The sequence below is a fragment of the Winogradskyella vidalii genome (assembly GCF_013403955.1).
GTDB classification, from domain to species: Bacteria; Bacteroidota; Bacteroidia; order Flavobacteriales; family Flavobacteriaceae; genus Winogradskyella; species Winogradskyella vidalii.
Map to the genome: position 1 here is coordinate 17,217 of NZ_JABFDG010000008.1, position 16,282 is coordinate 33,498.

The 16,282-nt window shown below is 34.4% G+C and carries 9 protein-coding genes; all 9 read left to right on the forward strand.

Annotated elements, in window-relative coordinates:
• The first annotated feature begins 17 nt into the window (after positions 1-17).
• The 9 genes from HM982_RS15925 to HM982_RS15965 all read left to right on the forward strand — a co-directional run bounded on the left by HM982_RS15925 (position 18) and on the right by HM982_RS15965 (position 16,280).
• A complete protein-coding gene (locus tag HM982_RS15925) occupies positions 18-3,746 on the forward strand; it encodes an efflux RND transporter permease subunit (protein ID WP_179354333.1) in 3,729 nt (1,242 codons plus the stop codon).
• The gene (locus HM982_RS15930; protein WP_179354334.1) at positions 3,743-4,963 is read left to right on the forward strand and encodes a TolC family protein; all 1,221 of its coding nucleotides are present in this window, start codon (positions 3,743-3,745) and stop codon (positions 4,961-4,963) included. Before HM982_RS15925 ends, HM982_RS15930 begins: the two co-directional genes overlap by 4 nt.
• Entirely contained in the window at positions 4,963-7,461 is a 2,499-nt protein-coding gene (locus HM982_RS15935) for a heavy metal translocating P-type ATPase (protein WP_179354335.1), read from the forward strand. Before HM982_RS15930 ends, HM982_RS15935 begins: the two co-directional genes overlap by 1 nt.
• 19 nt (positions 7,462-7,480) lie before the next feature.
• Positions 7,481-7,963 (forward strand): DUF305 domain-containing protein, encoded by a 483-nt coding sequence (locus HM982_RS15940; protein ID WP_179354336.1) that lies wholly within the window; start codon positions 7,481-7,483, stop codon positions 7,961-7,963.
• Positions 7,953-9,731: an efflux RND transporter periplasmic adaptor subunit gene (locus HM982_RS15945; protein WP_179354337.1), complete on the forward strand. Its 1,779-nt coding sequence runs from the start codon at positions 7,953-7,955 to the stop codon at positions 9,729-9,731. Before HM982_RS15940 ends, HM982_RS15945 begins: the two co-directional genes overlap by 11 nt.
• Positions 9,732-9,752: 21 nt before the next feature.
• Entirely contained in the window at positions 9,753-10,199 is a 447-nt protein-coding gene (locus tag HM982_RS15950) for a heavy-metal-associated domain-containing protein (protein ID WP_179354338.1), read from the forward strand.
• A gap of 107 nt (positions 10,200-10,306) precedes the next feature.
• Positions 10,307-10,618: a DUF6660 family protein gene (locus HM982_RS15955; RefSeq protein ID WP_179354339.1), complete on the forward strand. Its 312-nt coding sequence runs from the start codon at positions 10,307-10,309 to the stop codon at positions 10,616-10,618.
• A gap of 123 nt (positions 10,619-10,741) precedes the next feature.
• Positions 10,742-15,076 carry a CusA/CzcA family heavy metal efflux RND transporter gene (locus tag HM982_RS15960; RefSeq protein ID WP_179354340.1) on the forward strand — a complete coding sequence of 1,445 codons (4,335 nt, stop codon included), beginning with the start codon at positions 10,742-10,744 and terminating at the stop codon, positions 15,074-15,076.
• Positions 15,077-15,080: 4 nt separating this feature from the next.
• On the forward strand, positions 15,081-16,280 hold the full coding sequence (locus tag HM982_RS15965; RefSeq protein ID WP_179354341.1) for an efflux RND transporter periplasmic adaptor subunit: 1,200 nt from the start codon (positions 15,081-15,083) through the stop codon (positions 16,278-16,280).
• Positions 16,281-16,282 lie beyond the last annotated feature (2 nt).

Sequence of the window (16,282 nt, forward strand, 5' to 3'; positions counted from 1 at the left end):
TTTAATAATCAAAGCTAATGCTAAATAAAAGCATCAAATTTTTAATAGAAAACAAACTCGTAGCAGTTTTGCTACTCGTCCTTTTCGTTGGATGGGGAACTGTAAACGCACCTTTTAATTGGGACACAGGATTTTTACCAAGCAACCCTGTAGCGGTAGATGCCATTCCAGATATTGGAGAAAATCAACAAATTGTATTTACAAAGTGGGATGGTCGTTCGCCACAAGATATAGAAGACCAAATTACTTATCCTTTAACGACTTCTTTACTCGGTATTCCAGGAGTAAAAACCATTCGTAGTTCTTCTATGTTTGGGTTTTCAAGCATCTATATCATTTTTGAAGAAGATATAGAATTCTATTGGAGTCGCAGTCGAATTCTAGAAAAACTCAATTCATTACCAAGTGGATTATTACCAGAAGGTGTTAATCCTGCATTAGGACCAGATGCCACAGGTTTAGGACAAATATTTTGGTACACTCTTGAAGGTCGAGATGAAAACGGAAATGTTACTGGTGGTTGGGATTTACACGAACTGCGTAGCATTCAAGATTACTATGTAAAATATGCTTTATCTACTGCAAGTGGGGTTTCTGAAGTAGCTTCCATTGGTGGTTATGTTCAGGAGTATCAAGTTGATGTCAATCCAGAGTTGATGCGTCAATATAACATTGGTTTAAACCAAGTTGTAAAAGCGGTTAAAAGTAGCAATCAAGATATTGGTGCGCAGACTTTAGAAATCAATCAAGCTGAATATTTAGTGCGTGGTTTGGGTTATGTGAAATCTGTTGAAGATATTGAAAATGCTGTAGTTACTTCCGAAGATTTTACTTCAATTAAGATTAAAGACATAGCTAAAGTATCATTAGGTCCAGCAACACGAAGAGGCATATTGGATAAAGAAGGAGCAGAGGTTGTTGGTGGTGTTGTAGTGGCGCGATATGGTGCTAATCCGATGGAAGTCATTAACAATGTAAAAGCGCAAATTGAAGAACTAAAAGGAGGATTACCAACAAAAGTATTGGCAGATGGACGAACATCTCAATTAACAGTAGTTCCTTTCTATGATCGTACCGAACTTATTCAAGAAACATTAGACACACTAAACGAAGCATTAACACTAGAAATATTAATTACCATTTTGGTTATTATTGTTATGGTTTTCAATTTAAGAGCTTCTGTTTTAATTTCTGGATTGTTACCTGTTGCAGTATTAATGGTATTTGTTACCATGAAACTGTTTAACGTAGATGCCAATATTGTAGCACTTTCTGGTATTGCTATTGCTATTGGAACTATGGTAGATGTAGGTGTCATTCTCGCAGAGAATATGATTCGCCATCTCGATGACGAAAAATTAAGACTACGAGAAGATGGTACAGAGTTAACAACAAATGAAGTAGTTTATAATGCGACTGCCGAAGTTTCAGGAGCAATTTTAACTGCGGTATTAACTACAATCATCAGCTTTGTGCCTGTATTTACAATGATTGGTGCAGAAGGAAATTTGTTTAGACCTTTAGCATTTACCAAAACGATGGCATTATCAGCATCTTTGGTTATTGCCTTATTTCTAATTCCACCATTCGCAGCTTATTTATTCAGAAAAACATTACTTAAAAGTTCATTTAAATACATTATAAATGGTGCTTTAATAATTGCTGGAATCGCAATTATGGTTACTGGATATTGGCTAGGGATTATTTTAATTGCTTTTGGTATTACAGGTTTACTTGGAGTTTTGGGTAAACTAAATAAAAAAAACAGCAATCTTGTAAATATTATTATTTCATGTACTGCCATTATATTTTTACTTGCCGAATATTGGAGACCATTAGGCTTTGACAGAAGTATTCTAGTAAACTTAATTTTTGTGGCTATTATTTGCTTCGGAATTTTAGGAATATTTTCAATTTTTAGAAGGTACTATGGTCAAATTTTAAATTGGGCTTTAGCAAACAAGTTATTATTTTTAATTATTCCAGCAACTGTGCTTGTTTCTGGAGGATGGATAATGAATAATACAGGAAAAGAATTTATGCCATCTCTAAACGAAGGCTCTTTTCTATTAATGCCAACCTCATTACCGCATTCCGGTGTTGAGGAAAATAAACGTGTGCTTCAGCAATTAGATATGGCTGTAGCCACCATTCCAGAAATTGAAACCGTAGTAGGAAAATCTGGTAGAACAGAATCTGCATTAGACCCTGCGCCTTTGTCCATGTACGAAAACATGATTCAGTATAAATCTGATTACATGCGTAATTCAAAAGGAAAAAGACAACGTTACAAAGTAAACGACGATGGTGCTTTTGAGTTGAAAGATGGAACATTCATCGCCAACCCTAATAATTCAGAAAATACTGTTTTTACAAAAGTTGGACATGCTCAACTTATCGAAGATAATGATGGCGAATTCTATCGTAATTGGCGACCAGAGATTAATAGTCCTGATGATATTTGGAATGAAATAGTTAGAGTTACCAAATTACCAGGAGTTACTTCTGCTCCAAAATTACAACCCATAGAAACCAGATTGGTCATGCTTCAAACAGGAATGCGTGCACCTATGGGAATAAAAGTAAAAGGGCAAGATTTAAAACAAATCGAAGCTTTTGGATTGCAACTAGAAACCATTCTTAAACAAGCTGAAGGTGTAAAAGAGCAAGCTGTTTTTGCAGATAGAATTGTAGGTAAACCTTATTTACTTATTGATATTGATAGAGAAAAAATAGCACGTTATGGTGTATCCATAGAAGATGTACAAAGTGTGCTAAAAGTAGCAATTGGCGGTATGGCTATAACTCAAACTGTTGAAGGAAGAGAGCGCTATGCTGTTCGAGTTAGATATCCTAGAGAGCTACGTGGTAATCCAGAAGATATAAAAGGAATTTATATTCCTGTTGAAAAAGGAAGTCCTATTCCATTAAGTGAATTAGCAATTATTAGATATGAGCAAGGTCCACAAGTCATTAAAAGTGAAGACACCTTTTTAGTCGGCTACGTATTGTTTGATAAATTAGATGGATTTGCAGAAGTTGATGTTGTTGAAAATGCACAAGCTCTATTTCAACAGAAAATAGATTCAGGAGAATTAACTGTTCCTAAAGGCATCAGTTATAAATTTACAGGTACTTATGAAAATCAGTTACGAGCTGAAAAAACACTTTCAGTTGTCGTTCCATTAGCACTTGCTATTATTTTCTTGATTCTGTATTTCCAGTTCAAATCTGTTACTACTTCACTAATGGTGTTTACAGGAATAACAGTTGCATTTGCAGGTGGTTTTATAATGATATGGCTGTACGGTCAAGATTGGTTTTTTAATTTCAGTTTGTTTGGAGAGAATATGCGAGATCTTTTCAATATGAAAACCATCAATTTAAGTGTCGCAGTTTGGGTAGGTTTTATAGCATTATTTGGTATTGCTACCGATGATGGTGTTGTAATGGCAACCTATCTCACGCAAACTTTTGAGCGTGAAAAACCTTCTGATAGAAAGAGCATTAGAGCTTCCGCTTTACAGGCAGCCGAAAAACGTATTCGTCCTTGTTTAATGACTACTGTAACTACCATTTTGGCGCTGTTTCCAGTATTGACATCCACAGGAAAAGGAAGTGATATTATGATACCTATGGCAATTCCAATATTTGGAGGCATGGTTATAGACATTACCTCTTACTTTATTGTGCCAGTATTATATAGCTGGAGAGAAGAGTTTAAATTGAAAAGAGCAAACAAATGAAAAGAATAATTTATACACTCATAGGTTTATTAACTTTTAGTGTTTCTAATGCACAAGAATTAGAAACACTTATTAGTGAAGCATTAAATAGCAATCCTGAAATTCAAAAGTTTGAATTACAGTATAGCATTGCTTCCGAAAAAGTGAATGAAGTAAATACATTACCTAATACCGAATTTGGAGTGGGTTACTTCGTAAGCGAACCAGAAACTCGAACAGGAGCGCAACGCTTTAAAGTATCTGCTAAACAAATGTTGCCTTGGTTTGGAAACATAACTGCAAGAGAAAACTATGTGAGTGCTTTGGCAGATGCTAAATATGAGGACATTGTTATTGCTAAAAGAAAATTGATGGCTTCGGTATCGCAATCCTATTACAATTTGTATGCTAATAAGGCAAAACAAGATGTTTTAAACGAGAACATTAAACTACTTAAAACCTACGAAATATTAGCCTTAACATCAGTTGAAGTTGGCAAAGCTTCAGCTGTAGATGTATTGCGATTACAAATGCGTCAAAATGAAATGCAACAATTATTGGATGTTTTAAGTCGACAATTTTTAGCGGAGCAAACTACTTTGAATAAGCTTTTAAATCGTGATAAAGATGTAGAAGTTTCTGTTGTTAACGAGTTAATAATTCCCTCAGAAGATTTTGAAATAACTTCTGAAAATTTGGACCTACATCCTGAATTACTGAAATTCGATAAACTCTATCAGTCGGTAGAGCAATCCGAATTATTAAACCAAAAAGAAAGCAGTCCTATGATTGGTTTCGGTTTAGATTATATCAATGTTGATAAACGTCCTAACATGGATTTTAGTGACAATGGAAAAGATATAATTATGCCTATGGTATCATTATCTATTCCCATATTCAATAATAAGTACAAATCCCAAACCAAACAAAATGAGTTGCAACAGCAAGAGATTTTGGCACAAAAACAAGAGCGTACAAATACTTTAGAAACACTATTAGACAAAGCAATAAACGATAAGGTTTCATCAAGAATAAGTTACAAAACCCAAGCTAAAAATTTAAAGCAAGCTAAAGATGCTGAACAGATTCTTATTAAAAATTACGAAACAGGAACGATTGATTTTAATGACGTTTTGGATATACAAGAATTGCAATTGAAGTTTCAAATGAATCAAATTGAGTCTGTTAAAACCTACTATGTGCAAACCACGATTATTAATTATTTAACACAGCAATAATGAAACATACATATCACATACACGGAATGACTTGCAACGGTTGTCGTAGTCACGTAGAAGAAACACTTTCAAAAGTGGAAGGTGTTTCAAAGGCTTCTGTTGATTTAGAAAAAGCAGAAGCAACTATCGAGATGGAATCTCATATTCCAATAGAAAGGTTTCAAGAAGCTTTAAAGAAGGATGGCGGAAAATATAGTATTCATAAATTAGGAGAACACCTTCATACAAAAGTAGAAAAGGAAAAACAGCCAAAAGGTAAAGGCACAGGTACATTTTATTGCCCTATGCATTGCGAAGGCGATAAGATCTATGATAAACCAGGCGATTGTCCTGTATGCGGAATGGATTTAGTCGAAGAACAAAATCTATCCACAACTTCATCAGAGCAATGGACGTGTCCCATGCATCCAGAAATAATAAAAGATGAAGCAGGTGCTTGTCCTAAATGCGGAATGGATTTAGTACCAATGGAAGCAGATAGTTCAGCAGAAGAGAAAACCTATAAAAAATTATTTAAAAAGTTTAAGATTGCAGTAGTATTTACATTGCCAATTTTTTTAATCGCAATGAGCGAAATGCTTTCCAATAATCCATTGTATGACATCATGGAACAAAAATATTGGAATTGGATTCAGTTCGCATTATCAATTCCTGTCGTCTTTTATGCAACATGGATGTTCTTTGAACGTGCCTATAAAAGTATAAAAACGTGGAATCTTAATATGTTTACACTTATTGGAATAGGTGCTGGTGTTGCTTGGTTATTTAGTGTTTTTGGTATGTTTTTTCCAGACATTTTTCCAAGTCAGTTCAAAACGGAATCTGGAGCAGTACACGTTTATTTTGAAGCAGCAACCGTTATCCTAACATTAGTGCTTTTAGGTCAACTTTTAGAAGCTCGTGCGCATAGTAAAACCAATTCAGCAGTAAAAGAATTGTTAAAGCTAGCACCCAATAAAGCTATAAAAGTTGTAGATGGCGAAGATGTTGAAGTTACCATCGATGCTATTGAATTAAATGATATTCTAAAAGTAAAACCAGGCGATAAAATTCCTGTGGATGGTTCGATAACAGAAGGAGATACAACTATTGATGAGTCAATGATTACTGGAGAGCCAATTCCCGTTAATAAAACAGTAAATGATAAAGTAAGTAGCGGAACAATAAACGGCAACCAGTCTTTTTTAATGAAAGCTGAAAAAGTGGGGAGTGATACGCTACTCTCTCAAATCATCCACATGGTTAACAATGCCAGTAGGAGTCGTGCGCCAATTCAAAATTTAGCCGATAAAGTATCAGGTTATTTTGTGCCTGTTGTGGTCATTATCTCTTTACTAACTTTTGCGGTTTGGGCAATTTGGGGACCAGAACCAGTTTATGTTTATGCGTTTGTAAATGCTATCGCTGTTTTGATAATAGCCTGTCCTTGCGCTTTAGGATTGGCAACACCTATGTCTGTAATGGTTGGTGTTGGTAAAGGTGCTCAAAATGGTGTTTTAATTAAAAATGCTGAGGCACTTGAAAAAATGGATAAGGTTACGACACTAATTGTAGATAAAACAGGAACAATTACTGAAGGAAAACCAACCGTTGAAACAGTAGGTTCTTTTGATACTGGTTTTAGCGAAAGTGACATTCTGGAATATATTGTTTCGTTGAACAAAAACAGCGAACATCCATTGGCAGAAGCTACCGTTAAATATGGAAAAGAACAAAACGCTGAAATTTTAAAATCAGAAGCATTTAGTGCAATTACAGGTAAAGGTGTAGAAGCTACTATTAATAATAAAAAGGTGGCATTAGGAAATCCTAAGATGATGGATTATGCCAATGCTGGGATAACCTTGCAGATGGAAGAAGAAGCTAAAGTATATCAGAAACAGGGGAAAACAGTTTCTTATTTATCGTTAGATAAAAAGGTTACTGGTTATGTAGTAATAGGCGATAAAATTAAGGAAACTAGCGCCAAAGCCATTAAAGAACTTCAAGACAAAGGTATTGAAGTCATCATGTTAACAGGCGATAATCACGACACAGCACAAGCAGTAGCAACAGAACTAAATCTTACAGATTTTAAAGCAAGTATGTTGCCTGAGGACAAACTTAAAGAAGTAGAGAAATTACAAGAAAAAGGAAAAGTTGTTGCTATGGCAGGCGATGGTATTAATGACGCACCAGCACTTGCTAAAAGTGATGTAGGTGTCGCAATGGGTACAGGAACAGATGTAGCTATAGAAAGTGCCATGATAACCTTGGTAAAAGGCGATTTGCACGGTATTGTAAAAGCCAGAAATTTAAGCCATGCTGTAATGAAAAACATTAAACAGAATTTATTCTTTGCACTTATCTATAACACATTAGGTGTACCAATTGCGGCAGGTGTTTTATTCCCGTTTTTTGGAATTTTATTATCGCCAATGATTGCAGCATTAGCAATGAGTTTTAGTTCGGTTTCAGTTATAGCCAACGCATTAAGATTAAGAACAATTAAAGTTTAACTATAAAATCAAAATAATTATGGAAAATTCAAATCAACACTCAAATAAAGGAAACTATAAAACATTTTTTTTAATGTTAGGATTGTCATTTATAGCAATGTATATAACCATGTACTTAAATACCTATGCCATAGACCATGTATATTTCAGCTTGACTCGCTTTTATATGGTGTGTTTAGGGATTTCAACAATGGCAGTTATTATGTTACTATTCATGCTGAAAATGTATAAAAACAAAAAGAAGAATATAGCAATACTTATAGGAAGCCTAGTGCTTTTTATAAGTGCATTAGGATTAGTTAGAGCACAAGCACCAATTGTAGGAGATGTGCTTTGGTTAAAAGGGATGATTCCTCATCATTCTATTGCCATACTAACAAGTGAACGAGCAGATATTCAAGACCCAGAAGTCAAAAAATTAGCAAATGCTATTATTGAAGCGCAACGCAAAGAAATAGAAGAAATGAAAGCAATGATAAAACGATTAGAAAATGAAAAATAATAAATTAGTCATTTACATAGGAATATTAGCAGTAGGACTTTTGTTAGGATGGTTTCTTTTTGGTAATTCATCTGCTAAAGAAACTGAACATAATCACGAAGCAACAACAGAAACCAACCAAATGTGGACGTGTTCTATGCATCCACAAATTATGCAACCAGAAGCTGGCGATTGCCCAATTTGCGGTATGGATTTAATTCCTGCGGAAAGTAGTGCAGATGGTTTATTAGCAGACCAATTCAAGCTTACAGAAAACGCTATGGCATTGGCAAACATTCAAACGTCAATTGTTGGTAATGGTAAAACAGAAGATAATACAGTTAAACTATCAGGGAAAATTGTAGAGAATGAAGAAGCGAATGCAGTCCAAGTCAGTTATTTTTCAGGAAGAATAGAACGACTAAATGTGAGCTTTACAGGCGAAGAAGTTAGAAAAGGGCAGTTATTGGCAACTATCTATTCGCCAGAATTATATGCAGCGCAACAAGAACTCATCACAGCAGCTTCATTAAAGGAATCACAACCTGCATTATACAAAGCTGTGCGTAACAAATTAAAATTGTGGAAGCTCTCTGAAAATCAAATTAATCAAATTGAAACTTCTGGTAAGGTTAAAGAAAACTTTCCGGTATATGCAACGGTTTCAGGTACGGTTTCAGATAAATTAGTCGAACAAGGCGATTATATTAAACAAGGTCAACCTTTACTCAAAATAGCTAATCTAAACACGGTTTGGGCAAATTTTGATGTGTATGAAAATCAAATCGATTTATTTAAAAAAGGACAAGAAATTTCAGTCACTACCAATACTTATTCTAATAAAGAATTCAAAGCTAAAGTAGATTTTATAGATCCTGTTTTAGATACAAGAACAAGAACTGTGAAATTAAGAGCGGTGCTTAATAATAAACAGAATGTTTTTAAGCCAGGAATGTTTGTTGAAGGAAATATTAAAGGAATTTCTTCAAGTAACGAACAAGTATTGACTATTCCATCTACAGCCGTTTTATGGACAGGAGAACGTTCAGTTGTCTATATAAAAACAGACCCTACTCAACCTGTTTTTGAAATGCGCATTATTACATTAGGTAATCAAATTGGCGATAATTATGAGGTGTTAGAGGGTTTGAAAATTGACGATGAGATAGTAACAAATGGAACATTTACCGTTGATGCAGCAGCCCAATTACAAGGCAAAAAATCAATGATGAATAAAGAAGGTGGTAAAGTTATGACTGGTCATGAAGGACATCTTGGAATGGAAAAGGATCCTTCAGCAAATAATGAGAATCATTCTAATATGAATGAGAGGATAAAAGTTTCTAAGAACTTTCAAAATCAATTGAAAGTAGTTTTTAATGATTATATCAAATTAAAAGACGTTTTGGTTAAAGATGATACTAATAACGTAATGACAGAATCAAAAAGACTATTGGGTAATTTATCTAAGGTTGATATGAAGCTATTAAAAGATAAAGAGGCTCATGGTCATTGGATGTCATTAGAAAAAGAAATAAAAGCATCGGCAACATCAATTTCAAGCACATCAAATATTGAATCACAACGAAATCATTTTAAGCACCTCTCATCACATTTAATTAGTACAATTCAAACTTTTGGTATCAATGAAAAAGTCTTTGTTGAGTTTTGTCCGATGGTAGACGATAACAATGGTGCTTTTTGGTTGAGTAGGGAAGAAAAAGTAATCAATCCATATTTTGGTGGTGCAATGCTAACCTGTGGAGAAGTAAAACAAGTAATAGAATAATAGCAATTAATTTTTAAAACAATGAAAAAAGTAATTTTAAGTGTAGCTGTAGTAATGGCTATAGGTTTAACAAGTTGTAAAAACGAAACCAAGCAAGAAAAAGAATCAACAGAAACAAAAACGGAAGTATCTAAAGACATGGCTATGGCAGACATATCTTTTGGTGTTAGAGGTAATTGCGGAATGTGTAAAAAAACCATCGAAAAAGCGGTTAACAAAGTTGAAGGTGTTGCTAGTGCAAATTGGGATGTCGATAAAAAGAAAATTGACGTGTCTTTTGATGACTCTAAAACAGATGAAATGGCAATCCATAACGCAATTGCAGCATCAGGTTATGATACTGAAAAAGTAGCAGGAAGCGAAGAAGCATATAGTAATCTGCCAGGATGTTGTAAATATGAACATGATATGGTAATGAATCAATCAGGAGATAAAAATGAAGAGGATCATTCAGACAATGACCATTAATAATAATTATAGAAGAGCCTTGTTAATTAAGGCTCTTCTATTATAAAAGTTACATGCCTACGTTATTTGCAACACCATTGCATTAAATAATGTATATCTTTGCTACGATGAAATTTTTAGCCTTCATATTATCAATTTATATTTTCGCGCTTAATTTAGCACCTTGCGAAGATAATGCTACGCTTGATAATGAGGTGCAAACTGAGATTTCACAAGGTATGGGCAATGACCATCAGCACCAAGATTCAGATTTATGTTCGCCTTTTTGTATTTGCCAATGTTGCCATATAAATGCAACATATTTTCAATTTGCAGATTTAAAATTTAATTTTCCTTATATATCTACTCAAGATTTTCTTTACTTAAATGGTACAGAAAAAGATTTTACTACTTCCATTTTACAGCCACCTAGGGCTTAATTCAGTTTTTTTAAGGATAACTATATCCAATTTCAAGCCTATTATGGCTCTTTTCATTTCGAGTAATTCTAATTTTCATTTTAGAATTATATCGAGAAGTTTAACTGAATTAACACACTTTCTATGATTAATAAAATCATTGATTTTTCAATCAATAACAAATTCATTATTGGTTTGCTAACGCTTACCATTGTTGGAGCAGGTATTTGGAGTATGACCCAAGTACCAATCGATGCTGTTCCAGATATTACCAACAACCAAGTACAAGTCATTACACAAGCACCAAATTTAGGAACAGAGGATATCGAGCAAATCATAACCTATCCAGTAGAGGTAGCAATGAGCAATCTACCTAATGTCCAAGAAATTCGTTCCATTTCTCGTTTTGGCTTATCAGTTGTTACCATAGTTTTTGACGATGATATGGGAACGTATCTACCGCGTCAATTAGTCGCTGAAAAACTCAACGACATTAAAGGACATATTCCCGAGGGATTCGGAGAACCTTCAATGGGGCCTATTTCATCTGGTCTTGGAGAAATATATCAATACACACTTAAAGTCAAACCAGAATATAAGGATAAATATTCGGTTACTGATTTGCGCACCATGCAAGATTGGATAGTACAACGTCAAATGGCAATGGTTGAGGGTGTTGTTGAAGTTAATGCTATTGGCGGAAAAATTAAGCAATATGAAGTCGCTGTCGATCCAAATGAGTTGCGAGCAATCGGATTAACAATTACCGATGTCTTTGAAGCGTTGGAAAACAACAATCAAAATACAGGTGGTGCATATATCGAAAAGAACCATCAAGCCAATTTTATTCGTGGCGAAGGCTTAGTGCGTAGTTTGGATGATATTAAAAAAATTACAGTAAAAAATATAAATAATATCCCTATAACTATTCGAGACATTGCCAAAGTGCAATTTGGCTCTGCCATTCGTTACGGCGCATTAACACAAGATGGCGAAGGCGAAGTTGTAGGTGGTTTGGTAATGATGCTTAAAGGGGCTAATTCAAACGATGTTATCGAGAATGTAAAAGAGCGCATGGCTCAAATAGAAAAGTCATTACCAGAAGGTGTAATTATTGAACCTTTATTAGACCGAAGTAAATTAATAGCAGAAACTACATCAACTGTAGCAACAAACCTTATTGAAGGCGCATTAATTGTAATATTTGTACTCATTTTTTTATTAGGAAACTGGCGAGGTGGTTTAATAGTAGCATCCACTATCCCATTATCGTTGTTGTTTGCCTTTATATTGATGAATGTATTTGACGTGTGGGCAAACCTAATGAGCTTAGGTGCGATTGATTTTGGAATTATTGTAGATGGAGCAGTAATAATAGTTGAAAGTACTGTATTTCTCATTACATCCCAAGTACTAAAAAAGAAGAGCCTTACAACAAAAGAAAGGGATAAAGTGGCTTCAAATGCTTCAAAAAAAATGATGAATGCTGCGTTTTTCGGTCAGCTTATTATCCTTATTGTTTTTCTTCCAATTCTGGCTTTACAAGGTATTGAAGGGAAAATGTTTAAACCAATGGCATTGACTTTCATTTTCGCAATGATTGGCGCCATGGTGCTTTGTTTGACCTATGTACCAATGATGTCTGCCTTGATTTTAAGAGCACCAAAAAATGACAAAAAATCTTATGGCGACAAATTTGTGCATTGGGTAGAACGTAAATACCAACCTTTATTAGAAAAAGCCCTAAAAAAAGGAAAACTAATAATAGGTATTTCTGTTGTTCTATTCGGTTTTGCAGTCTTTATATTTACTCGAATGGGTGGCGAATTTATACCACAACTTGATGAAGGCGATATTGCATTTCACGCTATTTTAAAACCTGGCAGTTCCCTTACTGAAACTATTGAAACGACTACAAAAATTGAACAAATTGTAAAGGCAAAGTTTCCAGAAGTTGAAAAAATTGTAAGTCGAATTGGTGTTGCTGAAATTCCAACAGACCCAATGCCAATGGATTTGGCTGATGTTTTTGTAATTCTGAAGCCAAAAAGCGAATGGACAACAGCCACTACAAAAGATGAATTGATAGAGAAGATGAAAGAAGCGGTTGAAATCGTTCCAGGTGTCAACTATGAATTTACACAACCTATCGAAATGCGCTTCAACGAATTACTAGAAGGTGTTAGAGAGGACATTGCTATAAAACTTTATGGAGAAGATATAAATGTACTGTCTCAAAAAGCAGAAGAAATATCTCAAATTATTGCAGGTACAGAAGGTATTGGAGATATGAAAGCCGAAGCCACAACAGGCTTACCACAAATGACCATTACCTACAATAGAAATAAATTAGCACAATACGGACTGCAAATAAACACCTTAAATCAAATTGTTCAATCGGCTTTTGCAGGTGGTACAGCAGGAATTATTTTTGAAGGCGAAAAGCGATTCGATTTAGTGGTAAGATTAAATTCTCAAAACCGAAAGGATATCTCAGATGTTCAAAATTTATATATCAATTTACCGTCTGGTACTCAAATTCCACTTCGTGAAGTTGCTGATATAAGCTACAAAGCAGGCCCAATGCAAATAAGTAGGGATAATACAAACAGAAGGACCTATGTTGGTATTAATGTAAGAGGACGTGATGTAAAATCTTTAGTAACCGAGATTAAATCAAAGTTAGATGCTAAACTTGAATTACCAACTGGCTATTTTATTAGGTATGGTGGTGCATTTGAAAACTTAGAACGTGCAAGTAACAGATTGCAAACTGTAGTTCCAATTGCGTTATTACTCATTTTTGTACTTATTTATTTTGCTTTAAAATCGTTGCCACAAACCTTAATGATTTATATCGCAATTCCTATGGCAACCATTGGTGGTGTAGTAGCATTGTGGTTAAGGGATATGCCCTTTAGTATTTCGGCAGGTGTAGGTTTTATTGTTTTGTTTGGCGTCGCTGTTCTTAACGGTCTGGTAATGATAAGCGGGCTGAATGAGTTAAAAGAAGAAGGTGTTACCAATCTTAAAGATAGAATTATAGAAGGTACAAAACGAAGAATTAGGCCAATTATGCTGACGGCTTTTACAGATGTTTTAGGGTTTTTACCTATGGCAATTTCAGCATCAGCTGGTGCAGAAGTGCAGCGACCTTTAGCAACTGTTGTAATTGGAGGTTTATTAACCTCTACATTATTAACATTGTTCGTTTTACCTATATTATATCATTGGGTAGAAAACAAATCATTCAACTTAAGAGCAAATAAAAAAGCGATTACAGTTACTGCAATGGTCGCTTTTATGTTTTTGTTACCAATAACAGGAAACGCCCAAGAAGTTAACGATACGTTGCCAACTATTTCCATGAATGAAGCTGTTAAATTATCAAAAGAAAATTTTCCGCTTTTAAAACAAAAGCAATTAGAAATCACAAAACAGGAACAACTAAAAGCTACAGCTTATGATTTTGGTACAACTCAGATTTTTACAGTAGGCGAGGAAGTTAATAGCGGAAATGGTATTTATACGGCTATCGGAATTGGTCAAAGTAACATTGATGTGTTTGGTATTTCTGCAAAAAAGCGCTTGCAAGAACAACGCATTCAATTAGCTCAAAAAGCGTTTCAGCTTTCAGAATTAGATTTAGAATTGGAAGTGAAAAAGGCGTGGGCAAATGCCTTGCAGAGTAAAAGGAATTATAATTTATACAAAGAGTTAGATTCTATATATACCAATTTTGAAAAAGCAGTAGCATTGAATTTTGAAGTAGAAGCTATTTCAAGGTTAGAATATTCAGCAGCTAAAAATCAAGCCTTACAGATTCAAAATAGATTTATGCAATCAAAAAGTGACTATGCTATTGCATTACAACAGTTAAATCTATGGCTGGTTTCTGATACATTCTATAGTGTTCCTAATGATTTTGAAATTACTAACGACATTGATGTTAATACGTTTAACCTAGAAGAGCATCCCTTAAATAGCATAGCACAATTACAGGTAACAGAAGCAGAAGCAACATATAAGGCTGCCAAAGCAGATAATTTACCCAAGTTAAATCTTCAAGGTGGTTTACAAAACGTAAATGGTAACTCAGGTTTTTACACCTATCAAGCAGGTATTTCATTTCCTTTTTTATCAAGCACAAATAAAGCGAAAGTTAAAACCGCAAAAATCGATAAGGAAATTGCAGAAACGAACATTCAGTTCAAAAAACAAGACCTACAATCCAAGTTTCTACAATCAAAAGAGAATTATCAAAAATGGAAAACGTCTTGGCTTTTCTATAAAAATGAGGTGTTACCACTTGTGAAAGAACAAAAAGTGGGTGCTTTATTTGCCTATAAAGAAGGAGAGGTAGATTATACAGGGTTTACACAACTCATAAAAGAAGCTATTCAATCTGAATTACAAGCTCAAGAAGCATTAATAAATTATTTAGGAAGTACATTTCAACTACAATATTTTAATAAATAAGAAAATGAAAAACACACGATATATAATCTTAGCACTACTAACAGTTTTAGTTGTTGCTTGTGGAAATAAAGAAAGCCACAAAGAAGGCGATGGTCATGCTCACAATGAAGATGCAAAGCCAGAAGCTGAAGAAGCTCATAGTGATGAAGAAGAAGTGATGCTATCACAGAAACAGTTTGATGCCTTAAAAATGAAAACAGACACCTTAGCATTGCGTAATATGAGCGGTTATGTAGAAGCTAATGGCACATTGGAAGTACCACCACAAAACGAAGCGGCTATTACGTCTGTTGTTGGTGCAAATGTGGTATCTATAAAAGTAATTGAAGGCGATAAAGTTAATAAAGGTCAAGTAGTTGCCTATCTATCACATCCTAATATTATAAAAATGCAGACTGATTATTTGAATGCTTTTAGCAACAGTAATTTTTTAAAGAAGAACTATGAACGTCAACAAAAATTATATGATGCAGGAGTTGGCTCTGGTGCAAATTTTCAAAAAGCAGAAGCGGAATATGATGCCTCTAAAGCGATGGTAAATGGATTGGAAGCGCAATTAAGACTATTAAACATAAACACGTCATCAGTACGAAATGGGACAATTGCTCAAAGCATATCATTAAGAAGTCCAATAGAAGGTTTTGTACAAAAAGTTGAGGTTAAAATAGGACAATATGTAGAACCACAAACCGAACTTTTCGAAATCGTAAACACGCATCACGTTCACGCGGACTTAATGGTGTTCGAAAAAGACGTTTATAAAGTTAAAAAAGGTCAAAAAGTGATTTTCAATTTACAGTCTAATACAGACGAAGATCTTACAGCAGAAATCTACTCGGTAAGTAAAATTTTTGAAGATAATCCTAAAGCCCTTCACGTACATGCTGAAATTGAAAACAAAAAAGGAAATCTAATTCCAGGAATGTATATAAAAGGTAAAATTCAAGTTGAGAATGCAGAAACAAATGCACTACCAGAAAGTGCTATTATAAAAGAGGGCGATAGATTTTATGTTTTTTCAGTAGAAAGAGAAGATGAAGATTGGAGTTTTAAACCTATTGAAGTGCTTTTAGGAGCAAAAGATGGCAATTGGATAGCTGTTCAATTTACTGAAGAACTAGATAAAACTACAAGGTTTGCCTATAATAATGCGTATTATTTAATTGCTGAAATGAAAAAAGGAGAAGCAGAACACGAACATTAAAT